Below are 25,287 nucleotides of genomic sequence, written 5' to 3' on the forward strand. Positions count from 1 at the left end.
GGCCCTTTTCAAAAAGAGTTGCTGGCTTCGGGAAAGCGTAAGGAGTGCAACCTTGTTCTGCATCCCCGGAGAGGCCGGAAAGAAGCGTTTTGGGAGCTTCACATCGCTGTGGAGTCCCAAGGTTGTTCGGGCGAAGAGCATTTAAAGAATCTGAAAGCCGACGAGATCATGGGTATTGATGTCGGCGAGAACAATATTGCGGCCGTCAGCACGGGCCGTATTTGGAAAGCAGGAGCATTAAAGGATAAAAGAGACCGATATATGAGTCAGAGAAAGCGTCTTCAGCGCAACGGCTCTCAGAGTGCCAGACAGCACCTGAAAAAAGCCTCAGGCCGAGAAAGACGCCATGTGACGCATGTCAATAACGTTGTAAGCAAAGAGATTGTGCAGGAAGCCGCAAAGCGGGGTATCAAGTTAATCGCCCTGGAAGACCTGACGCATATCCGGGATCACATCAAGGCCGGGAAACGCATCAGAAGCCGACTGCACCGCTGGTCTTTCCGTGAGTTGCAGGAGATGATTGTTTACAAAGCGGCAGCCGCTGGAATCCGGTGTGTTTTCCTGGATCCGCGCTATACAAGCCAGACATGCTCACAGTGCGGGGCACCGGGCAAACGCCATAAGCACGGGTTCCGATGCAGCCAATGTGGTCACCTTGCGCATAGCGACTTGAATGCGAGCCGCAACCTGCAGGGTCTGTGCCGACAGCTGTCAGCACAGGGGCTGATGTAAACCAGCCTTATGTTGGGCCGTGTGATGCGGTTACAATAAAGCCCCCGTCTTCAGACGGGGGATTGTTTACAAATCGACGGTTTTAAAGCTGTCGGTTACGCAGCAGATATTGGCGCATTCCCGCTGAAGCCCTCCCCAAACTTCGGGAGCCAGCTGTGTTCAAATATCATCGGGGAAAAAACGGACGGCGTTCAGATACGCCGGACAAACAAAAACCGCTCAAAGTCATCAGACCTGGCGGCTCAGCACAGTACTTTCACAAGTACCGGAAAGAGAAATTGTATGGTGCGCGATACTGGTTTCGAACCAGTGACCCCCGCCGTGTGAAGGCGATGCTCTACCACTGAGCTAACCGCGCATTGATCCAAACGAATCAAGACTGCGCATTGTACTGAGTTTTTCCGTCTTGTAAAGACTTGCGCGCAGAAATTTTTGCCGCTCAACACCGGTAAGGCTCCCCAAAGAGCTTCCCTCTCAAAGCATTCGCACCCACGGCATCTCGCGTAAAATCGCGTATTCTTTCATTTTTTGTCCCGAAAGCACCGTGTCTGAAACAACCCGCATTCTTGGCATTGACCCGGGATTAAACCGCACGGGCTTCGGCGTCATTGACGCCGTCGGGGGCAAGCTCACCGTGGTGACGGCGGGCTGCATCCGCATCCCCGCGGGCGACTTAAGCGAGCGGCTCGGCACCATTTACCGCAGTCTCTCGCAGATTATTGAAGAAACAAAACCCACGGTCGCGGCAGCGGAAATTGTCTTTGTAAACATCAACCCCCGCTCCACACTGCTTCTCGGACAGGCCAGAGGCGCGGCGCTCACGTGTGCCGCCGTTCATAACCTCAGGGTGCACGAATTTACGCCCTCAGAAATCAAGCAGTCCGCGGTGGGAACGGGCCGCGCCACGAAGGAACAGGTTCAGATGATGATGGGCGAAATTCTCGGTATCCGGGGGCCGCTGCAGGCCGATGCCGCCGATGCCCTTGCGTGCGCCGTCACCTGCGCTCACACCCTAAGGCTTGCCGACGTGACCAAGCTCGGGAAACTGCAGGCAAGAACCGGAACCCGCAGCCTTAAGACGGCTTCAAGCCGCAGAAGCGCCTGGACGCAGCTCGCGCAAAACAGAAATAAGGAAAGCAAATGATCGGACGTATTGCCGGACGGCTTCTGGAAAAGAACCCGCCGATGATTCTGGTGGATGTGCACGGCGTGGGCTACGAAATCGCCGTGCCGATGTCAACCTTTTACAACCTCCCTGAGGTGGGCGCGGAAACGGTGCTTCTCACGCACTTTATCGTGCGCGAAGACGCCCAGCTTCTCTACGGGTTTCTTACCGCTGCTGAGCGCAGCGCCTTCCGGGAACTCATCAAGGTTTCCGGCATCGGCCCGAGAACGGCCCTCTCGGTACTCTCAGGGCTTTCAGTGGAGGCGCTTACCCAGGCCTTGACCGCGCAGGACAGCGCCATGCTCACGCGCATCCCCGGTATCGGTAAAAAGACCGCCGAGCGCCTTGTGCTGGAACTCAAAGGTAAGCTCGGCGCCGACTTCGGCGGAGCACTGACGCCTGCCGCGGGCAGCAAAGCCGACATTGTTTCGGCGCTTGTGGCTTTGGGCTACTCCGAGCGCGAAGCCACCGCGGCCGCACGAAAGCTGCCCGAGGACATCTCTGTTTCCGACGGCATCCGCGAGGCGCTTCGCGGCATGGCAAAATAGTTAGTCTCTCAGAACCCCGATGCAGACCATGGATACGATCGAACGCGTGGTGTCCGCCGACAGCGCCAGTCCCAACGAGGACAACATTGACCGCGCGCTGCGCCCGACGCTTTTAAAAGACTACGTGGGCCAAAAAACCGTCTGCGATCAGCTGCAGATTTTCATTGCTGCCGCGAAAAAGCGTCATGAGCCCCTGGACCACCTCCTCGTGTTCGGACCGCCCGGGCTCGGGAAAACGACGCTTGCGCACATCGTTGCCAACGAAATGGGCGTGAACCTGAGGCAGACATCAGGGCCCGTTCTGGAGCGACCCGGAGACCTCGCCGCGATTCTCACAAACCTTGAGAAAAACGACGTCCTTTTTATCGATGAAATCCACCGGTTAAGCCCTGTGGTGGAAGAAATTCTGTATCCGGCGCTGGAAGACTTTCAGATCGACATCATGATCGGAGAGGGGCCGGCCGCGCGCTCCATCAAGCTTGACCTGCCGCCCTTTACCTTAATCGGCGCCACGACGCGCGCGGGCGCCCTCACCAATCCTCTGCGCGCCCGCTTCGGGATCGTGAGTCAGCTGCAGTTTTACGACGCAACTGATCTGCAGAAAATCGTGGAGCGAAGCTCAGGGCTACTTAACGTTCCGATTACGCCGGAAGGGGCAGCCGAAATTGCCTGCCGCTCCCGCGGCACGCCCCGCATCGCCAACCGGTTGCTGCGGCGCGTGCGCGACTACGCGCAGGTAAGGCACGACGGCAAAATCACGCAGGAAGTGGCCTCCGCAGCACTCAAAATGCTCGACGTCGATCCCATCGGACTCGATACGATCGACCGGCGCTTTATGCTCGCCATCATTGAAAAGTTTGCGGGGGGCCCGGTCGGCATCGACAACCTTGCCAGTGCCGTCGGGGAAGACCGTGAAACCCTTGAAGACGTGGTGGAGCCCTACCTCATTCAGCAGGGTCTGGTGCAGCGAACCGTCCGAGGCCGCATGGCAACGGCACTTGCCTACCGCCATTTCGGTCTTGCGGCGCCGTCCACGCACCCCGCGGCGGCCGACCTTTTCGGCGACCTCGTCTGAGGCCTTACCTGTGGCCGTGCTCGCTTGCCCAGAGCGCGGCCTCAACGCGGGTGGTGAATTTGAGTTTTTTCAGAAGGTGCTTCACGTGCACTTTGACGGTACCGTCAGAGATCGCAAGACGCTCGGAAATCAGGCGGTTGCTCATGCCGCTCGCGATGCATTTCAAAACCTCGAGTTCCCTCGGCGACAGCGTGGAGATATCGCGGTTTTCATCCATGTAAGGGACGTTTCTCAGAGAAAGCGCCAGGGCACTTGTGAGCGTATCGCTGATCACCATTTCCCCGGACAAAATCGCCTGCAGTTCACGGACAAACTCCTGCGCCGTGAGGCGCTTGGTGAGAAAGCCGTCAGCCTGCAGGCGGATTGCGGCCATGAGTTCAGGCTGACTGCCGTCGGCAATCATCATCACGCAGCGGCACTCGGGGCGCGTTGCTTTAATCCGTTGCAAAAGTTCCAGGCCGCCCGCCCCGGCATCGAGATCAATCAAGGCAAAATCAACGCCTTTTTCGTCAAGAACCGGGAGCACCTCCTGGGCCGTGCTCACCGTCACGCAGCCTCTGAAGGCAGGCATGGTGCGCACGACGTCCGCGAGTGCCTCGCGAAAAAGCGGACACAGATCGTAGATAAGCGCCTGAGAGCCCGTCTCAAGGGCGGCTTCTGACCGGGTTGTCATAAGCCACTGTCCTCTTACGCGTCGTAGCCCGTGACGGCCGCTTTCAAAAGCTCTGCCCCGAGCATGAAGTCATCAAGCTTCATGGCTTCGTGCGGGTTGTGTGAGCCGTTTTGATTGGCAACGAAAATCATCGCAACCGGCACGCCTGCGGCACCAATCACCGCTGCATCGTGCCCTGCGCCGCTTGCGATAAGCCGCACGGGCAACCCGATCGTCTTTGCGGTTGCCTCAAGCCGCTGCATCAGTTCCGGATTGACCGAAGCGGGGTCCGTAATGAGTTTCTTATCAAACTCAAACTTCACACCGCGCGCTTTGCTCACAGCCTGCGCCGTTTCAAGAAGCTTTGCGTGGAACTTCTCCACGGTTTCGAGTTTGAGGCTGCGCATATCCACGGTAAAGGTCACTTCACCGGGAATCACAGAGATCGCGGCCGTGGGCGCTGTCTTTAAAACGCCCACCGTAAAGACGAGATCGTCGCCTGCGGCCAAAAATTCATCCCATGCCTTATCCATGCGGGAAAGAAAGTCCGCGCACGCCAAAACCGCATCGTGCCGGTAGGGCTTGTCAACTGCCCCGGAGTGAGCCGTTTCACCGATGATTTTCACCTGTTTATGGCGGATGTTGCCGCGGATACCGGTGACAATACCGGTTCGCACCGTCTCGGAACTCGTCAGCGTCGGCCCCTGCTCGATGTGAAGTTCCACAAAAGCCGCGATTTTCTTTAAGTCCATCAGGGGTTTTCCGGTCGTGAGTTTCTCCGGATCAAACCCGCATTCACGCATGTGCTCCCCAAGCGTTTTTTCCTTGGTACGGTCGGTGAGCGCCGTCACGTCCGGCGTGAGCTTACCGGTAAAGGCAAGCGACCCGATGTAGGACTTACCGTAAAAACTTGATTCCTCACAACGCATCATCAGAACCGTGAAGTCGCGCTTAGGGGTAAAGCCCGCCTTTTTCATGGCGCGCGCCGTGTAAAGCGCTGCGGTGATGCCGGCAAGACCGTCGTAGTTGCCGCCCTCGGGGACGCTGTCGGCGTGGCTGCCCGAAACAAAGGCAGGGAGCGTTCTGTCTTTTCCCGGGAGCGTCATCCAGACGTTGCCGGCCGGATCTTTCTTAATTTCCAGACCGAGGTCACGGCCGATCGCAGTGAGATAGTCAAGCGTTTTGGTTTCCACCGGACCATACCCCTGACGGGTTACGCCGGGGCCGTCCTTACTCATGGCCCGCACATCGTCAAAAATTTTGGAGCAGAACTCCAACCCCTCAGTATCAACGGTCAGCATCATTGTTTACTCTTATGCAAAAGACAAAACTTTTTCGAAAGATATACCCATTTAGGGGGTGTTTTTTCTAATTTGAAAGCATTATTCACCTTTTGCATGCGCGTACACCCGATATTTCTGACACAAGTTTGACTCAAGTCGGTGCATCCCCGCAGAACTAACACTTAAGAGAAATCTCTCTGCGTCCGGCGCATTAGCCGAGTTCTAAAATAGTTTGAGTCAGGCGGTACTGCAGGCGCCTCCCCAAGGGCTTTATTGAAAAGCTCAACCGTCGTCAGCAGATGTCACCGCATTCCTGTTATCACTAGGAGAAGTTCTCATGAGCATTTATCACGATCAACTGATCAGTATCCGCCGCCAGCTGCACCAGAACCCCGAAGAGGGTTGGTCAGAATTCACCACGACGGCCTTTTTGGTGAAGACCCTGCGCAGCTACGGCTACCAAGTGCTTCTGGGCCGCAACATCATTGATCCGGATGCCTGCTTGGGGCGTGAAATGTCGGTTGTGAAGGCCGGTATTGAACGTGCCCGCAAAAACGGCGTCAGTGAAGAGCTTCTTGCGGAAATGCAGGAACTCACCGGGTGCGTGGCCGTTTTGGACACGGGCCGCCCCGGCCCCACGCTTGCGCTGCGCTTTGACATTGACTGCATCCCTGTGACGGAAAGCACGGACGACAAGCACGTTCCCACACACTGCGGCTTTGCTTCCAAAAACCCGGGCTTCATGCACGCCTGCGGTCATGACGCGCACATGTCGATGGGCCTTGCGGTCTGCCACTGGCTCATGGACAACAAGGATAAGCTCAGCGGCAAAGTGAAGATTCTCTTCCAGCCTGCTGAAGAAGGCGTGAGGGGCGCCGCCGGCATGGCCGCAAGCGGCATTTTGGACGACTGCGACTACTTCCTCTCCTCGCACGTTGCAATGCTTGCGAAGTCGGGTGAACTCGCCACGAACCTCTACGGGTTTCTGTGCACCACGAAGTACGACGTCACCTTTAACGGCCGCGCCTCCCACGCGGGCGTGAGCCCCCAGGAAGGCCGCAACGCGCTTGCCGCTGCCGCCAACGCCACCGTTCAGATGCTGGGCATTTCCCGCCACGGCGGCGGCATGACCCGCATCAACATCGGTCAGCTCGTTGCCGGCGAAGGCCGCAACGTGATCCCCTCCAAGGCCGTCATGAAGCTTGAAGTGCGCGGCGAAACGATGGAAATCAACAACTACATGAGCGAACAGGTCACAAACATCGTCGAAGGCATCGCCAAGGGATTCTCGGTCACCTACGACATGCGCAAGATGGGTGAAGCCGTTGACCTCACCGCCGACCAGGAATTGATTGACATCCTCAACGAATCCGGCCGCGAAGTGGGTCTGAAGGTTCTTGATAAGCCCCTGAACTTCGGCGGCTCTGAAGACGCCACGATTCTTGCACGCCGTGTGCAGGCTCACGGCGGCAAGGCGGCCTTCTTCGTCTGGGGTTCGGATCGTCCGAGCGGACACCACAGTGCGCTCTTTGATATCCAGGAAAAGGATATGGCTCCTGCGTTTGACCTCTGGACGCATGTGCTGCCGAAGATCCTTAAGTAACAAGGCACGAAAAAGCCCGGGAGGTTTCTGAAAATCCCCCGGGCCGCCGTCTCTCACGTCCTGCCTTTCAACCGTAAGGCAGGACTTTTTCTGTTCCTCAGATACTGCCCTTTACCGTCGTGGACGAGCCGGTCTTAGGCTGCCAGAGCATCGCGCGGCGCTCAATGATGCCCACGATCCAGTCCAGAATCAGCGCAAAGACCGTGAGCACCAGAATACCCGCCATCACCGTGTTGATGTCAAAGACACCTTCGGCCTGAAGAATCAGGTAACCCACACCTTCACTTGACCCCAGGTACTCGCCGATTACGGCACCCACAAAGGCCATGCCCACTGAGGTGTGAAGCGAAGAAAAGACCCAGCTCATGGCAGAGGGCAGATACACGTAACGCATGAGCTGCGAGCGGTCGGCTCCGAGCATCCGCGCCGACGCGAGCACGTTGGGATTCACCTCCCTCACACCCTGATAGACGTTAAAAAAGACGATAAAAAAGACAAGCGTCACGCCGAGCGCCACTTTGCTCGAGATTCCGAGGCCGAACCACACGGCAAAAATCGGCGCAAGAATCACGCGGGGCATGGAATTTAACCCCTTGATGAAGGGATCAGCGACGGCTGCGGCAAAAGGCGACAAAGCAAGCCACATCCCCACACCGCCCCCGGTCACGGTTCCGATCACAAAGGCAAGCAGCGTTTCAATGAGCGTTACCTGCAGATGGGGATAAATATCGGCGTTGGCGACAAACCAGTCCCAGATGCGCGTGAAAATAACCAGGGGCTCACCGAAAAAGAAGGCAGCCTGCGTGTCGTTGTCAAACACAAAGGGCGGAATAAGGCCCGGTTTCGTGAGCGCCCACCAGACGATGAAAATAACGGCCAGAAGCGAAAACTGCCAGGCGCGCAGTTTGAGCGTGCGGCGTGCGACGTGCATAACGGCATCCATTTTCTTTTTCTCCCTTTTCTCTTAACCCTGAAGCTGCCGCTTGTAGCCGCGCAGCACTTCTTCACGCAGAACCGACCAGATTGCGGTATGCAGTTCAATAAAGCGCGGCGTCACGCGGACTTCGGCCACGTCGCGCGGTCTCGGAAGGTCGATCACGAACTCGCCGATGGGGTGACTGCCCGGCCCCGCACTCATCACGATCACCCGGTCGCTCATCGAAATCGCTTCATCAAGGTCGTGCGTAATAAAGAGCACGGCCTTACGCTTGGCGCTCCAAAGCGTCAGAAGCTCGTTTTCCATCAGCTGCCGCGTCTGAATATCGAGAGCCGAAAACGACTCGTCCATCAAAATGATGTCCGGATCCATGATGAGGGTCTGCGCCATCGCCACACGCTTACGCATGCCGCCGGAGAGATGGTGGGGGTAACTTTCCTCAAAACCGGCAAGGCCCACGCGCTTAAGCCACTCCCGCGCCTGATCATGCGCCTTTTCCCGGGGCTCACCGCGGAAAATAAGTCCGGCGGCGACGTTATCCAAAGCGCTCATCCAGGGCATGAGGCTGTCGGCCTGAAACATATAGCCCGCGCGTTTGTTAAGCCCCTCAAGGGGTTTGCCGAAAATCTTCACGGTCCCGCAGCTCGGCTGCAAAAGTCCCGCGCTCATATTTAAGAGCGTGGATTTGCCGCAGCCCGTGGGGCCCACGACGCTCACAAATTCCCCTTCGCCGATTGTGAGGTTGACGCCCTTTACAGCGGTGTACTGCGTGAGTTTTCCGCTGTCGTTGCTCACAAACGTACAGGCGATGTCACTGAGTTCAATGGCCGGTGTTGTCATTTTCTTTTTTGTTTGATCTTATGAAATGCAGTGCGGCGGGATGCGTTTTTATGTCCGAGGCGCATCCTGCAGTTTTAAAAATCAGGCCGGATAGCGCTTATTGGCTTCAATTGCAAACTTATTGGTGTAGACGGCATCCAAGTCCACCTTAAAGCCCGCCATCTTCGGATTGACGCTTTGCAGAGCCTTCAGAGAAATCGCCGGAGCGCCATCGGGGACGATCCCGTCCTTGGAGAGTGCCGGGCGGTTTTTGAGGAACCCGTCAATGTAAATGGCTTTGTTACCGAGGAAGTAGCTTTCAGGCACTGTCGCCGTGAGTTCTTCGGCGGTCGCTTTGGCAAGCCACTTGTCCGCACGCACCACGGCATTGGTAAGGCCCTGAATGATTTCGGGGTTTTTCGTGATGTAGCGCGTCGGGGCGTAGAGGCACCCGGCAACCATGGGGCCGCCGAAAATCTTGTCGCTTTCATCGACCTTACGGGTGTCTGCGACGATACGGATGAGGTTGTCGCGTTCGAGCGTTGCAATCACCGGGTCAAGGTTTGTGAAGGCATCGATCTGGCCGGAGCGCATGGCGGCAACTGCGGCCGAAGAAGCGCCCACGCCGATAAAGGAGACTTCAGAGGGTTTCACACCTGCCTGACCGAGCACGAAGTTTGCAAGCACCTGAGAGCTTGACCCCGGCGCCGTCACGCCGATCTTCTTTCCGCGAAGATCGGTGAGCGACTTGTAGTCGGGCATCGTCTTGTTGCTCACGGCAAAGACAACCTGCGGGGCTCTGCCCTGCAGCACAAAGGACTGCATCGCCTGGCCGCGCGTCTGCATGGAAATCGTGTGCTCAAAGGCGCCCGAAACGATGTCGGCCGAACCGCCCACAACAGCCTGCAGGGACCTGGAGCCCCCCTGAAAGTCGATGATCTGCACATCAAGCCCTTCGTCCTTGAAGTACCCGAGGCGCTCGGCAATCGAAATCGGGAGGTAGTAGTACAGGGCCTTACCGCCCACGGCAATGCGCACACGGCGGTCTGCGGCAAAGACCGCAGGAGCACTCATCGTAAAGGCAGCGGCGGCTGCGGCGGAAAGAATCTGACGGCGGGTAAAGCTCATTTGATTTTCTCCAAAAACTAAAAAACGCACAGGTGAAACTTCACATGTGCGTCTGAACAAACTCTGTAATTGTCTGCGGCTCTTCGTGCTTTGCCTTTTTACCGCCACTGCAGCCGGATAAAAACTTTCCCCCGACTGTCGTGTCTGCTTGAAGGCAGAACCGCAATGCGGGGGATGTCAATGTCAGTCACCGACGCACAGGCGCTTATCCCCCGCCCGCTTTAGCGGTAGGGATAGCAGACGCAGTAAAGCGGCGCTTGCGCTACGCTTCATTGCATATGTCTGTGCGGTGGTCTGCATGGTAAAAACTGTGTTTCCTTTAATACCGAAAGGCTCCAGCCGCCTTTCAATGCGTGCAAGATAGCGCGCTCAAAAAAGGTTGTCAAAAATTTTTTGCGCTTCTGAGACATTATCCTTAGACAAATCCCGCAGGAAGGCAAAAATGCAGGACGACAACCGCGCCGCAGCGGAAAACTAACCTCGCCGTCCCGGCATCACCTTGCGGTCAACCACTGCTGCCGCAATACTCGCCGCATCCGTATATTCCACCTCAACGCCGGCAGGCAGCCCCCGAGCCAGACGCGTCACACGAAGTTCAGGAATATGGCGTTTGAGCGCAGCTGCCACCATGTGCGCGGTGGCCTCCCCTTCGGGCGTGTAGCTTGTAGCAATCACGACCTCCTTAACCTCAGGATCTGAAGCCTCTTCAATGAGCTTATCCACGCCGAGCTCCTTTGGACCGATTCCGTCCAAGGGATTGACGCGCCCCATAAGTACGAAGTAGCGGCCGCGGTAGGAGACACTGTCTTCAACAGCATTCTGATCCGCCGGCGTTTCCACCACACAAATGACCGAGCGGTCGCGGTCGGGCTGCCGGCAGATGGCGCAAAGCGGTTCCGTCGTGAGCGTATTGCACTGCGGACAACGGTGCACCTTCTCAATGGCTTCAGCCAAGGTGCGCGCCAGATCCATGCCGAGCGCACGCCTGCGGTCAAGAAGATCATCCACGAGACGCGCGGCGGATTTGGGCCCGAGCCCCGGCAGATCGGCAAAAAGATCCGTGAGATGCGAGAGCCGCTCATCGGTATTTAACGGCATGTGTCACCCTGGCATTGAAGTTGGCTGCCGCCGATTGTAATGCGTAGAAAGAAAGCTCAGTCCCGGAGGCAATACCACAAAGACCCGTCACATTCAGAACACTGCCTGCCGCTCCTCTCGTAAAGCCTTACCACTATCAATATATAAAAGGCGGGCCGCAGGGAGACCAGACAAGTAAACAACACCCCGTCTGAAGACGGGGCTTTATTGTGACCGCATCCCACGGCCCAACATAAGGCTGGTTTACATCAGCCCCTGTGCTGACAGCTGTCGGCACAGACCCTGCAGGTTGCGGCTCGCATTCAAGTTGCTGTGCGCAAGGTGACCACATTGGCTGCTGCGGAACCCGTGTTTATGGCGTTTGCCCGGTGCCCCGCACTGTGAGCATGTCTGGCTTGTATAGCACGGATCCAGGAAAACACACCGGATTCCAGCGGCTGCCGCTTTGTAAACAATCATCTCCTGCAACTCACGGAAAGACCAGCGGTGCAGTCGGCAGCGGTGCAGTCGGCTTCTGATGCTTTTGCCGAATTCAACCGCTTTATCGGGTTGAATGCCTATCGGGAATTCGAACAAAAGTACGGCGTCAGACACTGAGACCGATTCCGCCACGGCCTCGTCTTCAGCCCCCGGCAGAAAAAGACTTCTGCAGGCAAATGGCGGATAATGAGACCATTGTCAGCGCATTTGAAGGAGTTTCTCCATGCAGAGAAGACCGATTCGCCGCGGCGGCATTCTTTCCGCGGGCTACGACCCCGAAAAGCGTCAGCTTGACATTGAGTTCGATACGCACCGCATCATGCGCTATGAGGATGTGGGCCAGGAAGTTGCAGACCGGTTTTTAACCTCGGCCGCTCCGGCCTCTTACTTTGCCGATGAAATTGACGGCGAGTACCCGGCGCACGAAGTCAATTCCAAAGAAGCCCGCAGTGCTTCTCCGGCGCCCCGCAAAAAAGGTGTCCCCGAAGAATTAAAGCGGCTCTTTGGAGACGCGTAAACCGACCAAACCTCCCGTTCAGTCTGCAACCGGAAGATGTCCAAAAGCACCTTCCGGTTTTTCTGCATCAAGACAACAGAAATGCGGCTTAATTCCAAAAAGCCGCCATCGAAACAGCGCTACAGCCGTCCCCAAAGTCGCGGACCTGTTGGCTGCAATAAAAGACAAAAGCTCCTACCACTTTTTTACCCTGTTTTTCTTTAAACCAGCGGATGTACCGGAAATCCTCATCGGTCGGTTATGTCATTGGGTTTTCGCCGAATCCGAAAACCCAAAGAATGGTAAAAGAAAACGGTCTGAAGAATCCCCGCCGCAAGATGGTGAAACGCTACACCACGACCGGCATGGCTCACCGCACCATCGGCGAACTCGTCAATTACAAAGCTAAGTCCTGGAAGCAGGAACGTCGGCTCATCGCCCGACGACAGCATGACGCTCGTACCAACCAAATGGATCTGCGCCTGATTCAGACCAACATCAAACATGTCAAAAAGGGGGAAGACGGCTGGTACGGAAAGTATTCCGAGTACGGCGCAGCCAAGCTGTATGAAGACCTTTACTGCGGTCGGGCGGCTGACTGCGAACTCAATATCGCAGAATTTAAAACAGATTGCTTTGGCGGCAGAGCAAGTTCAACGCGCTTCTGCACCAACGGCTACCGCATGATATTGGGCATGGTGACATTGCTGGTGCTCAAGTTGGCCCGGCACTATCTCTTTGGTGTTGTGAAGGAAAGCGCGAAAAAAGCTGTACGCGTTTCCATTGCCCGGCTCAGAGCCACTGTCATCCTGGTGACTGCTAAATGGAGCTCAACGATAAACACCGTTCGACTGACGCTGCCCTCTGTTTTGCCGGGAGCCCGAGAGCTGGGAGCGCTTTTCAAGATACCGATACTCTGACGCCTGAGCGTCCCCGACTCACAGAGCGTGCCATCGGGGGTTGGGGGTATTGCACCCAAAATCGGGCTCCGCGTGAATTTTTGCCATGATGCCCCCAGAATTTTCTCGATTTTTGATCTTGCACCAGCCTGCCTTTCTGAAAAATCAAGCTGCTGCAAAATTCAGGCTAGCCAAGAGGTACTGAGCCGTCCGGCTGCGACAAGCGGCCGGGCGGCTCTTTCCTTATGCCTCAACTATGGCTCAACGCTCCTTACGGCTTTGAGCCGGGACGTCCGGCCTGAGAGGCGTAGTAGACGGCAAGCGCGTTAATCTCGTCATCGGTGAGCTTCTGCACGAAGAAGCGCATTTCCTTCAGGATGTCGTTCGTGCGTCTTCCGTCGCGGTAGTCTCTGAGCTGGCCCGCAAGATAGGCCGGGTTTTGGCCGTGAATGACGGGCACGCTTCCGGTGGCCCTTCCTTTCCCCGTCGTACCGTGACAAGCCGCACACGGCGTGATCGCACGCTTGGGATCTCCCTTTCGGACAAGCCCGGAAACATCGATGCCTGAAGTGTCGGCCATGTTCTTCTTGCCGACCTCAAGCTTCGTTCCGTCGGGGCCGGGAAGCATGGCGTACATGGCGGCGACGTCAGCGATCTGCTGATCGGTCATTGTTTTAACGGCCGCGACCATCAGTTTGGCGCGTTCGCCGCCCGAGCGGCGTCCGTCGCGATAATCCAGAAGCGCCTTGGCGGTGACCTCGAAGGGCTGTCCGGCGACATGCGGCCACGCGGAAGTCTGAGAAATGCCGTTCGGTCCGTGGCAGCTCCCGCAGAACTGCTTGCTGTGCACGGCAAAGCCGCCGAGCGGATTGGGTTCCGGAAGCGAGGCGACGACAGCATCGAACGCCTCGGGCGTGAGCGCAGGAGCGTCCGGATTTGCGGCCGGCGAAGCGACCGCCATCACAGGCAAAGCCGCCATCATCAACATGCAGAGTTTTACTGCTTTCATCTTGTATCCTTAGCCGAAGCTGTCGGCCGTAATGGTGTTCATCCAGCTGTGCAGGTAATGTGCGGCAACGGCCTGCTCCTGCGGGCTCGCCGTCAGGAACTGATAGCGGGCTCGCGTATTGACTCGGGCGATTTTGCCGTTGACGATTCGGAAGACGTCGGCCACGAAAAGACCGTAGTCCTCGCCTGCAAGCGCATAGCAGGTGTTCGACCAGGCGGGCTCGGGAATCGGCCGGCCCGCGAGCTCCTCGACGATGGCGCGGGCCGTCGTCTTCGCCTGCGTATTGGCTGAAAAGCCCGACTTCGGCATGGCATCCGCGATGGACGCATCCCCGAGCACGTAGACATCGGGAATGATCGAGCTCTCAAAGGTCCGGCGATCGACCGGGCAGAAGCCCGTCTTGTCGGCTAGATCCATCTCAAGCGCAATGTTTGCCGCACGCATCGGCGGAATGATGTTGATCACGTCCGCCTTGATCATGCCCGCTTCGGTCCGTACCGTCATGCCGGCTGCATCGAGTTCCAGAGGCTTGCCGCCGTCGTGCGCCTGAATCCACGCAAGCCGGCAGTCGTCGCGTGCGGGCTTTGCGTAGTTGGAAAGCTTCGCCGAATAATCGGCCGGGATCGGGAACCCGTAGAGGCGGTTCCAGCCGAGGATCATCGTTTCATCCGTCACGAAGCTGTTCTTCGGATCGGTGATGATGACCCTTGCGGTCGGATTGTGCTTTGCGCACCATTCGGTCACGAGCGCGGCGCGTTCGTACGGACCGGGCGGACAGCGGTACGGATTGGGCGGCGCAACGATGAGGAACGTGCCGCCGCTGCGCATCGACTGAAGCTGATTGGCAAGGAGCTGCGTCTGAGGACCTGCGATCCAGCCGCTCGGGATTCGGGAGGCCGCCAGATCCGCGCTGTAGCCCGGCAGAGCATCGTAGAGAAGCTCGATGCCCGGCGAAACGATGAGCTTGTCGTAGGCATAACGGCTTGTTTTGCCGATCACGGTCTTTCTGTCGGCATCAAGACCGATGATCGTGTCGCGAACGACCTTGACGCCGTAGCGCTCGTGAAGCGCGTCGTATGAGACCGTGAGATCCTCCATTGTCACGGCGCCCGTCAGAAGTTCAGACGAGCCGTAATGGCGCACGAAGTTCGGATTCCGGTCGATCAGCGTAACGTGGATCTTCGGGTTGAAGATCTTGAGGTATTTGGCCGCGGTAGCGCCGCCGACGCCTGCGCCGACGATGACGATTTTTGCGCCGGCCGCAGGTGCGAGCGATTCGGCTGCCATCCTCGCCCAGGAAGTGCCGGCGGAAGTGCCCGCGGCGGCAAGGGCCATGGCCGTCAGAAGGCGGCGGCGGTGAAGCATGACTGCATTTCTCATTTCTGCTCTCCCGTCTTGATGTTCGCAAAGAAGTCGGCCATGCGTTCGATTTCATCGTCGCCGTAGCCCTGAGCAATGTGGCTCATGATGGAAGACGGCCGCTTGAGATTCTTGAAATCCTTCATCGAGATAATGAATTCGGCGGGCGGCATGCCGGCCAGCGGCACAAAGTTTTCACCCTTAACTTCTCCGAAGGTCCCATGGCACGCGGCGCACGTATGCGCCAGAGAGTCGGCCCTGGGTTCGGACGAAGAAGCGTCGCCGCCGAGAGCACTCCCGGATGCTGCGCAGAAGAAGGATGCGCCCGCCGCTGCAATGATTTGCCTGATGTTCATGTTGTCTCCTTATCCGTTGATCACGATCCAGCCGATGATGAAGTAGCCGGCGACCCAGCAGATATGGGACGCAATGGCGAGGGTGCCTACGCGGGTGAGTCCGGAGGAAGGCGTGTAGAGATCCTTCGTCTGACCGCTCTTCCAAGCCAGTGTCAGAAGGTACGAAAGGTTGAGGCCGCCCAGGACGAGGAAGGTCACGAAGAAGATGGCGGTGCTCGGCCAGTCCATCGTGATCTTGTAGTCGAGCGCATTCCAGCCGGCGGCGTCAAGCAGCGTGACGAAGCGGAGCACTTCGCGAACGGCGGCGAGCACAATCGTCATGATGATCGTCATGCCGAATGCCATGTAGTTGCAGAAAATGCAAAGCTTGCGCTTTTTCTGAATGAAGCTCATGGCGCCGAAGTACGCGATCGGGACCAGCGCAATCCACATCCAGACGGACGTGCGGAACCATTCCATGTTTTCAGGAAGCGCCGCCATCCAAAGCGCGCCGGCAGCGAGGACGAGCACGGCGCCTGCCTTGGCCATGGCGTGTGCAAGGCCTTCGATGAAGTCGACGTAGCCGTAGTCCGTCTCGCCCGAAGAGAGGAGATAGCGGCGCATGCCGAAGAGCCAGGCGGCCGTGACGGGAAGGCTCAGCAACAGGAAGAACGCCAGACGTCCGATCGTGAGGCTGTGAAGTTCCCGGCCGTAGGGCACGATCGTGCCGCCGGGAGCGTACCAGTTCATCCATTCCGCGGGCTGAAGCGACTGATTGACGACCGCGTGCATGATGGCGCCGCAGACGATCATCAGAAGGAGCGAGCCGGCCAGCCAGAAGCCGCCGCGCGGTGCGCCCGGACGGCTCGACGGCGTGCCGTCGTCCGCATATGAATGATTCAGACCGTACCAGCGGTAGAGCGCCAGATAGGCGACCGTGAGAACGGCAAGGAAGCCGAGAAGCCACCAGGCCGAAATCACGTTCGATGTGTACCAGAACGGATCGTAGATGACCTGAACGAAGAGAAGCGGCGCGACGCCCAGCACGATGGCGACCGCGACGGCAGCCTTGGCGGTCGTGCCCAGCGCGCCGGAAAGTCGCTGCCAGTACGGATTCGAAGAGAAGCTTCCCACAGCGGCAAGGCCTAGCGTGCCAAGCATCACATTGACTGCCGTCATGTGAAGCGCGAACGTTACGACGCCGAGCACGAGGAAGACGAGCGGATGAGCCGGCGCTCCCGCAGGATCCATCAGCGCCAGAAAAAGGGATTCATTCATTTGGCGTCTCCTTTCTTGACAAGAGTTTCGATGTAGGCGGCCATGGCTTCACGCTCCGCTTCGGGGAGCGGAACCGCGGGCATGTAGACCGTGTGGCCGCGATGCAGGCCTGCGCCCAGATAGTCGGCGATGAAGCGCCGGTCTGCATCGGACGGGAAGAAGCGCTCAAGCGGCCGAATGCCCGTGGAGGTGAGCGAATGACAGTTGCTGCAAAGCGTGAGCGCAAGCACGCGGCCGGCTGCGACCTCGTTTTCAGGCGTCACCCTGCGAAGGCTTTCCGGTACGAACGGATGCTGAGCGAGAATGCCCTTCTCCGCCATGCGCGGCAGTTCGCTTTTGATGCCAAGAGCCGGAACATCGCGACCGATGATCTGATTGCCGTAGACATACTGGCCGGCCACCCACGGCTTGCGGATGATTTCGCGAGCCGTCTCCTCAGGCGCAAGACCGAGGACGAGAATGACGATCGTCATGACGCCGGCCAGCCACGGACGCAGAACCGCGGGCTTCCAGGCGGTGATGATGAAGTACGCGGCGGAGACGGCCACCGAAGCCGCCATCATGAGGCCGAACTGCTCGGGCAGGCGCGTGGCCGCCAAATCATGCGCCTCGGCCGGAATCGTGGACAGATACCAGTTGAAGGCTAGACAGCCGAAGAACGTGCCGATGAGGCCGGCAGCTGAAAGAATGCGCACGATCGCCCTGCGATCGTCCGCATCGCGGATGCGCCCGGCCACCATGCCGCCGACGACGCCGGTGATGGTGAGCATGAACATGAAGCGCGCGGCCACCTGAGCAAAGGTGTTTTCGCCGAAGAAGGCATTGAGCACGCCGCCCGTCTGATGCCAGTCGGCCTGACCCGGCCACAGCATGAAGGAGAGAATGCCCGCAATCACAAGCAGCGTTGCGACGGACGAGAGCCCGAAGATCGTCGCAATCCGCGTATGGGTCTTCGGATCTACGCGGCCGGCCAGATAGACAAGCAGATAGACGCCGACGACCTCAATGAGGAAGAACACCCATTCGCTCGCCCAGAGCCAGACGAAGCTGTGAATGAGAGCGGAAATGCCGCGCGGGCTCGCAACCGTTGCGGCAAACCAAATGCCGGGACCCGTGATGGAACCCAGCACGTAGCTGAAGATGAGAAGAAAGAGACCGTAGCGGCGAATGAAGCTGAGATAAACGGGCCGGTCCTTGCGAACGGCATAATTGGCCAGCCACGCAAACAAGATGCCGCCGCCAACTGAGGCGTGAGAGAAGAGAACGTGAATCGTGGCAATGATGCCGATGATCCAGCCGCTTCCGACACCCGGTTCAAACCAGGTCGGATAGAGTCCGAGCATATATTGCTCCTGAAGAAACGTTTGAAAGACTTTTAAGGTCGCGCTCATTCCAAACTTATCGCGAATGAGAGCAACTCCTAATTTTTCCATCAAGCGATCTTCGAATGCATTTCGGGTTTATCCGTATGCACGTCATTTAGCCTACATCAGCCGGTCTTCTTTCAAATAATTGTCTTCGCCTGCACCGCTGTCTGTTTTAGCTGTTTGTAGACGAGTCTGAACAACAAATTGCTCCTAAAGACGTAGTCGTCTAATCCTAATTGTCTTCGCCTGCACCGCTGTCTGTTTTAGCTGTTTGTAGACGAGCCTGAACAACAAATTGCTCCTAAAGACGTAGTCGTCCAATCCTTTTGGATATCGAAAAAACAAAGGGATATAAGATTTCCCTATTGAAGCTTTAGCCTGCCTTTTGCACCAGCTTGATTTTTCAAAAAGGCAGGCTGGTGCAAGATCAAAAATCGAGAAAATTCTGGCTCTTCGTGCATAGTTATGGGTAAAAAAATCAAGCAACCACACCGGAAGGCTGTTGTTTAGCGGGCTTTCCGGAGACAGCATGGTTTGGCAAAGGGATCACCAAATTTGAGCAGCATAAAAGCACCATTGCCTTGAGATTTTCAACATTACGAAACCGGCACCGGCAACGGTATCCCCGGGTGGCGTGAACCTGGACCACTGCAGATTTTGTACCGTCAGTTTCGTGGAAGAATTCGATGTCCTCGACGACGGTGCCTTTGACATTGAGAAGATGCTTGAATAAAGTGGTGTCCCGAGCCATTCCGGTCCTTATTTTGTGAGTGTCGACAGCCACAACTTTAAAGACTGTGAATGGCTTTTTTGTTAATGAAATCTGAAGAAAGGCCGGCAGTCGTGCTGCTCGCCCTGCCTATTCGGCGGCCGTTACGGAGAGAGCCCCCGGTAATCGCGCAGGTATGCAGCGTAGCGAGTACCGGGGGCTCTCTCCGTATTTGTTAACAGGCTCTCGTTGCCCATAATCGGGGGACTAACTACCCACACATATGCCCGAAGAATCATTTTCGCGCGCATTTGTGTAAAAGCCACCCCGTCCTCCAACACTTTCCCCGTCCGGCTCTTTGAGTCACCGTCGGGAAAAGCGGCTTTACGCGCTTTGAGTGCAACTGACGTTATTTCACGTCAGCCTCCCGACCTTCCTTAATCGCCTGGTTTTTCGCGCGGATGCGCTCCACCATGGCGCGCTCGGCATCAATCTTTGTGTCCACAAAATCCTTGGCACGCTTGGCGGTTTCATTGTTGATCGCTGCGTCAGCGCCCACTGCGGCACGCTTTTTCTCCACGTCAAGGCGCAAAAGCTCCATCTCAAGCGCCGCCTTTTCATCGGCTCGCTTTTCAGCCTTCGCGGCCTTACGGACACGTTCCTTCGCGGCAGCACGCGCCGCGGCATCCTTTTTCGCCTGAGCGGCGGCCGCAGCCTTTGCGCGCGCCTGAAGTTCGGCCTGAGCCGCAGCCTGCACTTCCTGATAGTTCTGTTTAACAGCCTGAATCTGCGCGTCCACCGGGGAAATGCCCGAAGGCACATAGTCGGGCGGCACGCTGCCCGCGGTCTGTGCAAGCACCACTGAGGCCGCCAGAACGGAGAGCGCGGCCGAGCATACCTTCACCATTACTTTCATCGTCATCACCTCAAACCGTTACTTTCTCGGACAGCCGTAGGGGTTATTGGGCTGAATACGGGTTTCGTTGGGCGAGGGCGACACCATGATGGCCGTCCCGGTCTTAAATTCGCAGACCTGGCCTACCTGGGCGGAATTAAACATGCGGTTGCCGTCACGGAAGGTGATCTGCACGCCGTTGACGAGTTCCTGACGGCCGCCGCCCGCGGCCTGGCCGGCTAAGCCGCCGATTGCGCCGCCCGCAAGGCCGCCCGCGATCTTATTTGACGTGGAGTGGCTGCCCTGATTGGCGATCACGGCGCCGGCGATCGCCCCGAGAAGCATGCCGACATTACGGGCATCCGTGCGGTTGTCGCTGTTGGTGACGGCAACACGCGCCGGAACCACCGCGATGATTTCAACGGTCTTTACTTCCTGCGCCTGATTGACCATCGGAGCCGTATAAACGTCTGAGCGGTAAAGCGAACCGTCCGAAGCACAACCCGTTGCAAGCGCGGCACTCGCAAGCATCGCGGGCAAGAGAAGTTTCTTTGTCATTTTTATTTCCTCTTTTTGGGGCCGCTCCCCTGAAGGCAAAGCGGCCGGGCCGGAGTAAAACTCGCAGCCGGATTCATGGTTTTGGAAATAATGTACCGCATTTGCGCGCAGAGGACACGGTTAAAGCCCAGGCATTAACACTGCGCAACAAATCTTTGCACTGCCGTGTCGTTTTTTAGCCGCAGTGCGCCGGGTTACCGGAAAAAGACCGTGGCGAGTCCGAGGAAAATCAGAAAGCCCCCGGAGTCGGTGGTAAATGTGAGAAGGACCGAACCGCCCATCGCAGGATCCCGCCCGCAGGCTTTCAGTATCAGAGGCACCGCCAGGCCCACGGCCGCCCCCACGATGATGTTTAAAAGCATCGCAAGGAACATCACAAACCCGAGGAGCATCCCCTGAGAGCTGTTGAAGTAAAGTCCCCAGGCACAAAGTCCTGCGATGGCGCCCCACAAGAGGCCGTTGATGAGCGCCACAACAAGTTCTTTTTTCAGGAGGTCAAAGCGGTTGGCGTCGGTGACCTGGCCCATTGCCATTGAGCGCACCAAAAGCGTGAGCGTCTGGTTACCGGAGTTGCCGGCCATACCGGCCACAACCGGCATCAGAGCGGCAAGCGCCACCACACGCTCAATCGTGCCGTCAAAGGCCGTAATCACGCGGGACGCGAAAAAGGCCGTGCAGAGGTTGACGCCCAACCACACCCAGCGACTCTTGGCGGCATCCCAGACACTGCCGAAAATATCCTGATCATCATCAAGACCCACCGCCGCGTATGCGTCTTCATCGCTTTCTTCACGGATGACGTCAACGACTTCGTTCACGGTAAGACGCCCTACGAGACGCCCGGACTCATCCACGACCGGCGCGCTCACCAGGTCATAACGTTCGAAGGCCTGTGCGGCGTCTCCTGCGTCATCCAGAGGGTTTAAGGCGAGAATATCGGTGCGCATGAGGCTTGAAACCGAAGCCTCAGGCTCGTGCACAAGAATCTGGCTTACCGCTAAAGACCCCTTGAGTTTTCCCTGACGGTCAACCACAAAGACCTGGTCGGTATGGTCCGGCAACGAATCAAAGCGACGCAGAAACCGCAGCACAATCTCAAGCGTCACCTCTTCGCGGATGGAGAGCATCTCAAAGTCCATGCGCGCACCGACGCTCTCCTCGGGGTAACTCATCGCGGCGCGCAGCTGTGCTCGCTCTTCGTGCGAGAGCCCTTCCTGCACTTCCGCGACAACGTCAGGCGGCAGGTCTTCCACGAGGTCGGCGATTTCGTCGGTATCGAGCGTTTCAACCGCATCAACGAGTTCATCGCGGTTCATCGCCTCGATGAGGGTCTCGCGCACGCCGTCATTGACTTCAACGAGAATATCGCCTTCACGGTCACCGTCAACCAGCTGCCAGACGGCGAGGCGGTCATCCTGCGGGAGCGCTTCAAGCACGTAGGCGATGTCAGCCGGATGCAGGTCCGCGAGGACCTCCTTTAAGGCTTTCTTTGCTGTTTCCCCCAGGGGCGTCGCGTCCCCCCTGACGTCAGACGCAGGAACTTTCTCGCCGCTTTCGTCCTGCTCGTCAAAGATCTGGGAGATCCGCTCCAGAGCCCGGCTTGCTTCATCCGGGTCTCGCGCCGGCGCTTCGTCCTCACTGCGGGACTGCTGTGCAAGCCGCATCTTTTCAGAGTCGCTTTCTGCCATCGCCAAACGTCCTGCCGGAGGATGAATAAAAAAAGGAGAAGCCGCGTCACCGTCACAAAGGAGGCACGGCAAGACAAACCCGCCGCAGATACGAAAGGTTGCGGCGCGGTTAAACCGCAGGCATTGTAACCACAAAAACCGCGGCTGAGGAGGTGTGTTTTTCCTCCCGCATGCCCCCTCATATCGGGGTTTACAGACAGCAAAAAGCCGGCTTCCAAAGAAACCGGCTCTTTGTCGGAAAACCGCCTCAGGCCTTAGCCGTGCAGCGCCTTTCTGAGCGTTTCGTACACGCCCTTCGTTTCAGGCATCTTACCGTGCCAGACACGGAAGGATTCCGCAGCCTGTTCAACGAGCATTCCGAGGCCGTCCTCGACGCGCTTCACACCGGACTCAGCCGCAAGACGCATAAAGGGCGTGGGCTCGGCCGCGTAAAAGAGGTCGTAGGCCAAAGCGCAGTTTTTAAAGGCCGTGTTGGGAACGGCGGGCGCGGCGTCAGATAGCCCCGCACTCGTGCAGTTCACCACGAGGTCAAAGCCCCCTGCTGCGGTTTCCGTGAAAAGAAGGGGCTTCACGCCGAATTCCTTCACAAGATCATCAACGCGCGAAGGCGTTCTGTTGGCCACGCAAAGCGACGCGCAGCCCTTGTCCTTTAACACGGCAAGCAGACCGCGGGCAGCGCCGCCGGCGCCGAGAATCAAAACCCGGGCGCCCTTAAGGGCAAAGCCGCAGCGCTTTTCAACGTCGGCAACAAAGCCCGCGCCGTCGGTGTTGTCACCCACAGGGCGGTCATCGTAAAAGCTGATGGTGTTGACGGCGCGTGCCGCGCGGGCACGGTCGGAAAGCACCTCGCAGTAGTCTGCGGCATCAAGCTTAAAAGGCACCGTCACGTTGATGCCCGCGGGCTTTTCCTTAAGGCACAACGCCCCCATGCCTTCGGCGAAACGGTTGTCTTCAAAAGCGCGCGCCTCATACGTCATTTCGATGCCGAACTGTTGGGCAAAAGCCTTGTGAATGGCAGGCGACAACGAATGACTGACGGGATTTCCAACGACAAAATAGCGGTTCATACGCCCTATCCTTTGCTGTCCGCGGATCCTCGTAAAGCAGCGGTTCTCCGCGTTCAGCCTTCTATTAACAGATGTTCGCGCCGACTGTGTCGACACACCTTATTTGTCAGGACTATTTTGCCCGATTTCAGCTGTACTTTGGCTGTCTTTTGTCACATTTTCCTCAGTCTGAGGAACGTCCGTCTGCGTAGCCGCCGCGTCATCGTCTTCCTCATCGTCAACGTCACCGAGACCGGCCGACTCAGGCAGCACTTCAATGAGTTTGGTTTCGAGCACAAGCTCAATGTAGTCAAAGCCCAGCACGGCAAGCCGCACACGGCGTCCGCGCTCAAGTTCAGGCAGCCCCGGAATACGCTGCACAAACGGGAAATCTTCGGCGCGCACAAGGTCTTCCTTGATCACCGCGGCCGTAATTTCCTTTAACCCTTCCTGCTCGATCCACCGGAGTGCCCAGTAGCGTTCCAGCCGTCTCTGGAAATCGTTATAGGCGTCGTAGAGCCCCTCAAAGCGGCTTACGATCGTAAAAAAGTCCGCGTCGTTACCCTGATACACGGGGTCTGCGCCCTGCACGGCCGCAATAATCTGACGCTGATTGACCATGTCGACATAGCGGCGCAGCGGAGAGGTTGCCCAGGAATAACGCACCACACCGAGCCCGTCGTGCGGCCCCGGAACGGTGCTCATTTTGACGCGCCCCATGCGCTGACTGCGGTAAATACCGGCATAGCCGTGCTCTTCAAGCCAAAGACCCCAGGTGGAGTTGGCAAAGATCATGAGTTCGGCAACCAAAAGGTCAATGGGGGCACCGCGCTTGCGGGGTTTGAGCGTCACATGCGCCTTATCCTCTTCACCGTCCAGAACAAAGCTCCACTCAATGCGGCCCAGAATTTCGGGCTTGCCGCGCACCTCCTCACGCTCGGCGAGCCGCGCGCGGGCAAAGTGCCAGAGAAACTCCACCGCACGGGCGTGCGGGATCGTGAGCGCGTGATTGATCATCATCTCATCGGTGATCTCGGGCTCAAAGGTGTCGTAGCGCAGATTTGTTTTGACGGCAATGCGTTCAAGCCGCGTTTCCGTACCGTAAATCACCTTGGCGTCGTCGCTGACCGTCACGTAAAGCGACACGCAGGGCACAAGCCGCCCCTCATCAAGGCTTGCGGCCTTGACCCAGGCCTCCGGCAGCATCGTGGTCTTTAACCCCGGCCCGTAAACGGTGGACATACGGTTTCTCGCAAGCCGGTCAATGGCGCTGTCGCGCGGCATGATCAGTGCCGGTGCCGCGATATGAATGCCGATGCGTTTTTTGCCGTCGGGCAGGTCCGTGACGCTTGCCGCATCATCGATTTCCGTGGTCTGAGAGTCATCGATGGAAAAGGCTTCGACCTCAGCAACCGGCAGATCTTCCGGAATTGCAGGCACCGCCGGCACTTCGGCAAAACCGGTGCCTTTGGGAAAATATTCAAAGTAAAAGCCCTTCACAAGCCAATGCCAGGGACTCGGGATGATGCCGAGGTTAAGCATCAGCCTTAACGCGCTCATATGCGCGTTGTCCGCGGCTTCCGCAAGCGCCTTCCACTCGATGCTGTTTTTATCGGGCTTAATCAGAAGCCCGTAGGGATTTGCGGCAATTTCCGCGGGCACTCTGCCTTCTTCGAGTTCCTGCGTCATCGCTTCGCGCCGCTTTTCCATTTCCTCGCGCTTTTTGACGGCTGCCAGCGCCCGCTCGAGAATATCAGCGGGGGCTTTACGGTAGTTGCCGCGGCCCTTGCGGTAAAAGTAGACGGGGTTGCCATGCAGAGCGAGCAAAACCGCGGCGCGCTCAAAGGGTTTGGGGGCCGTGAAGTAGTCGGCGGCAATCGCCTCGTACCCGAACTCCTCATCGGGCGCAACCTCCCACAGGAAGGCCGGATCAAGCTCCGCGGCCGTCGCCTGTGCTTTTTCCATGAATTCGGCCGCGCTCATCCCGTCAAACTCGAAAAAGACGTGCCCGCCCTTAACCTTGGTGCGCCGCCCCGTAGGAAGCTCCGCCTGATAGGCCGTACCGTCCTTTTTCAGAACGTTACCCGCCTTAAAAACACCGTCTTCTTCAAAAAATAACTGCATGGCT

General features: G+C 57.7%; 25 protein-coding genes and 1 tRNA gene. 7 read left to right on the top strand and 19 right to left on the bottom strand.

The genetic code is table 11. From position 1 onward, the window contains the following. Positions 1–732, top strand: a 732-nt coding sequence (locus BQ7486_RS02150; protein ID WP_204206979.1) for an RNA-guided endonuclease InsQ/TnpB family protein, incomplete at its 5' end; no start/stop codon positions are given. 283 nt (positions 733–1,015) lie between these two features. On the opposite strand, the gene BQ7486_RS02155 is transcribed toward BQ7486_RS02150, so the two are convergent. Continuing rightward, a tRNA-Val gene (locus BQ7486_RS02155) sits at positions 1,016–1,090 on the bottom strand. Between the two features lie 186 nt (positions 1,091–1,276). Between BQ7486_RS02155 and ruvC the strand changes: the two genes are divergently transcribed. Genes ruvC through ruvB form a run of 3 tightly spaced genes read left to right on the top strand, consistent with a single transcriptional unit; the run spans position 1,277 to position 3,520 of the window. Then, complete coding sequence (gene ruvC, locus BQ7486_RS02160; RefSeq protein WP_022372841.1) at positions 1,277–1,876, top strand: crossover junction endodeoxyribonuclease RuvC; 600 nt, start codon at positions 1,277–1,279, stop codon at positions 1,874–1,876. After that, a complete protein-coding gene (gene ruvA / locus BQ7486_RS02165; RefSeq protein WP_074008803.1) occupies positions 1,873–2,445 on the top strand; it encodes a Holliday junction branch migration protein RuvA in 573 nt (190 codons plus the stop codon). Before ruvC ends, ruvA begins: the two co-directional genes overlap by 4 nt. Positions 2,446–2,473: 28 nt before the next feature. Further along, positions 2,474–3,520 carry a Holliday junction branch migration DNA helicase RuvB gene (ruvB, locus tag BQ7486_RS02170; protein ID WP_204206982.1) on the top strand — a complete coding sequence of 349 codons (1,047 nt, stop codon included), beginning with the start codon at positions 2,474–2,476 and terminating at the stop codon, positions 3,518–3,520. Positions 3,521–3,524: 4 nt separating this feature from the next. Here ruvB and BQ7486_RS02175 read toward each other — a convergent pair whose 3' ends face one another. Together BQ7486_RS02175 and BQ7486_RS02180 are read right to left on the bottom strand one after the other, a co-directional pair. Then, positions 3,525–4,193 (bottom strand): LuxR C-terminal-related transcriptional regulator, encoded by a 669-nt coding sequence (locus BQ7486_RS02175; protein WP_074008804.1) that lies wholly within the window; start codon positions 4,191–4,193, stop codon positions 3,525–3,527. A 14-nt stretch (positions 4,194–4,207) separates the two neighbouring features. Continuing rightward, a complete protein-coding gene (locus BQ7486_RS02180) occupies positions 4,208–5,476 on the bottom strand; it encodes a Zn-dependent hydrolase (RefSeq protein ID WP_074008805.1) in 1,269 nt (422 codons plus the stop codon). Between the two features lie 316 nt (positions 5,477–5,792). Here BQ7486_RS02180 and BQ7486_RS02185 point away from each other — a divergent pair, with 316 nt between their 5' ends. Next, complete coding sequence (locus tag BQ7486_RS02185) at positions 5,793–7,058, top strand: amidohydrolase (RefSeq protein ID WP_074008806.1); 1,266 nt, start codon at positions 5,793–5,795, stop codon at positions 7,056–7,058. A 97-nt stretch (positions 7,059–7,155) separates the two neighbouring features. Here the strand turns inward: BQ7486_RS02185 and BQ7486_RS02190 are convergent, their stop codons facing one another. From BQ7486_RS02190 to BQ7486_RS02210, 5 genes are all read right to left on the bottom strand, one after another. Further along, complete coding sequence (locus tag BQ7486_RS02190) at positions 7,156–8,001, bottom strand: ABC transporter permease (protein ID WP_074008807.1); 846 nt, start codon at positions 7,999–8,001, stop codon at positions 7,156–7,158. Positions 8,002–8,022: 21 nt separating this feature from the next. Beyond that, positions 8,023–8,835, bottom strand: coding sequence for an ABC transporter ATP-binding protein (locus BQ7486_RS02195; RefSeq protein WP_022372834.1), 813 nt, complete (start codon positions 8,833–8,835; stop codon positions 8,023–8,025). 81 nt (positions 8,836–8,916) lie between these two features. Then, positions 8,917–9,942 carry an ABC transporter substrate-binding protein gene (locus BQ7486_RS02200; protein WP_074008808.1) on the bottom strand — a complete coding sequence of 342 codons (1,026 nt, stop codon included), beginning with the start codon at positions 9,940–9,942 and terminating at the stop codon, positions 8,917–8,919. 474 nt (positions 9,943–10,416) lie between these two features. After that, entirely contained in the window at positions 10,417–11,040 is a 624-nt protein-coding gene (gene recR / locus BQ7486_RS02205; protein WP_022372832.1) for a recombination mediator RecR, read from the bottom strand. A gap of 243 nt (positions 11,041–11,283) precedes the next feature. After that, positions 11,284–11,634, bottom strand: a complete 351-nt coding sequence (locus BQ7486_RS02210) for a zinc ribbon domain-containing protein (protein WP_162272226.1) — start codon at positions 11,632–11,634, stop codon at positions 11,284–11,286. Between the two features lie 109 nt (positions 11,635–11,743). Between BQ7486_RS02210 and BQ7486_RS02215 the strand changes: the two genes are divergently transcribed. Beyond that, entirely contained in the window at positions 11,744–12,037 is a 294-nt protein-coding gene (locus tag BQ7486_RS02215; protein WP_074008810.1) for a KTSC domain-containing protein, read from the top strand. Between the two features lie 212 nt (positions 12,038–12,249). After that, the gene (locus BQ7486_RS02220; protein WP_074008811.1) at positions 12,250–12,936 is read left to right on the top strand and encodes a transposase; all 687 of its coding nucleotides are present in this window, start codon (positions 12,250–12,252) and stop codon (positions 12,934–12,936) included. 250 nt (positions 12,937–13,186) lie between these two features. Here BQ7486_RS02220 and BQ7486_RS02225 read toward each other — a convergent pair whose 3' ends face one another. The 11 genes from BQ7486_RS02225 to BQ7486_RS02270 form a co-directional block, all read right to left on the bottom strand. Continuing rightward, positions 13,187–13,924 carry a c-type cytochrome gene (locus BQ7486_RS02225; protein ID WP_074008812.1) on the bottom strand — a complete coding sequence of 246 codons (738 nt, stop codon included), beginning with the start codon at positions 13,922–13,924 and terminating at the stop codon, positions 13,187–13,189. A 9-nt stretch (positions 13,925–13,933) separates the two neighbouring features. Continuing rightward, positions 13,934–15,304, bottom strand: coding sequence for an NAD(P)/FAD-dependent oxidoreductase (locus tag BQ7486_RS02230; RefSeq protein WP_235836710.1), 1,371 nt, complete (start codon positions 15,302–15,304; stop codon positions 13,934–13,936). Further along, complete coding sequence (locus tag BQ7486_RS02235) at positions 15,301–15,639, bottom strand: c-type cytochrome (protein ID WP_074008813.1); 339 nt, start codon at positions 15,637–15,639, stop codon at positions 15,301–15,303. Before BQ7486_RS02235 ends, BQ7486_RS02230 begins: the two co-directional genes overlap by 4 nt. A gap of 9 nt (positions 15,640–15,648) precedes the next feature. After that, positions 15,649–16,779 carry a hypothetical protein gene (locus BQ7486_RS02240; protein ID WP_143183007.1) on the bottom strand — a complete coding sequence of 377 codons (1,131 nt, stop codon included), beginning with the start codon at positions 16,777–16,779 and terminating at the stop codon, positions 15,649–15,651. Between the two features lie 113 nt (positions 16,780–16,892). Then, positions 16,893–18,239 carry a c-type cytochrome gene (locus BQ7486_RS02245; RefSeq protein WP_074008815.1) on the bottom strand — a complete coding sequence of 449 codons (1,347 nt, stop codon included), beginning with the start codon at positions 18,237–18,239 and terminating at the stop codon, positions 16,893–16,895. A 502-nt stretch (positions 18,240–18,741) separates the two neighbouring features. Beyond that, the gene (locus BQ7486_RS11570; protein WP_143183008.1) at positions 18,742–19,014 is read right to left on the bottom strand and encodes a hypothetical protein; all 273 of its coding nucleotides are present in this window, start codon (positions 19,012–19,014) and stop codon (positions 18,742–18,744) included. Between the two features lie 367 nt (positions 19,015–19,381). Beyond that, positions 19,382–19,894 (bottom strand): hypothetical protein, encoded by a 513-nt coding sequence (locus BQ7486_RS02250; RefSeq protein WP_074008816.1) that lies wholly within the window; start codon positions 19,892–19,894, stop codon positions 19,382–19,384. 12 nt (positions 19,895–19,906) lie between these two features. Next, positions 19,907–20,425, bottom strand: coding sequence for a hypothetical protein (locus tag BQ7486_RS02255; protein WP_074008817.1), 519 nt, complete (start codon positions 20,423–20,425; stop codon positions 19,907–19,909). 194 nt (positions 20,426–20,619) lie between these two features. Continuing rightward, positions 20,620–22,113, bottom strand: coding sequence for a magnesium transporter (gene mgtE, locus BQ7486_RS02260; RefSeq protein WP_374048733.1), 1,494 nt, complete (start codon positions 22,111–22,113; stop codon positions 20,620–20,622). Between the two features lie 254 nt (positions 22,114–22,367). Continuing rightward, positions 22,368–23,180, bottom strand: coding sequence for a shikimate dehydrogenase (gene aroE / locus BQ7486_RS02265; protein WP_022372535.1), 813 nt, complete (start codon positions 23,178–23,180; stop codon positions 22,368–22,370). A gap of 99 nt (positions 23,181–23,279) precedes the next feature. Further along, a complete protein-coding gene (locus tag BQ7486_RS02270) occupies positions 23,280–25,283 on the bottom strand; it encodes a ribonuclease catalytic domain-containing protein (protein ID WP_074008818.1) in 2,004 nt (667 codons plus the stop codon). Positions 25,284–25,287: the final 4 nt, after the last annotated feature.

Source organism: Duodenibacillus massiliensis, from assembly GCF_900128485.1.
GTDB lineage: Bacteria > Pseudomonadota > Gammaproteobacteria > Burkholderiales > Burkholderiaceae_F > Duodenibacillus > Duodenibacillus massiliensis.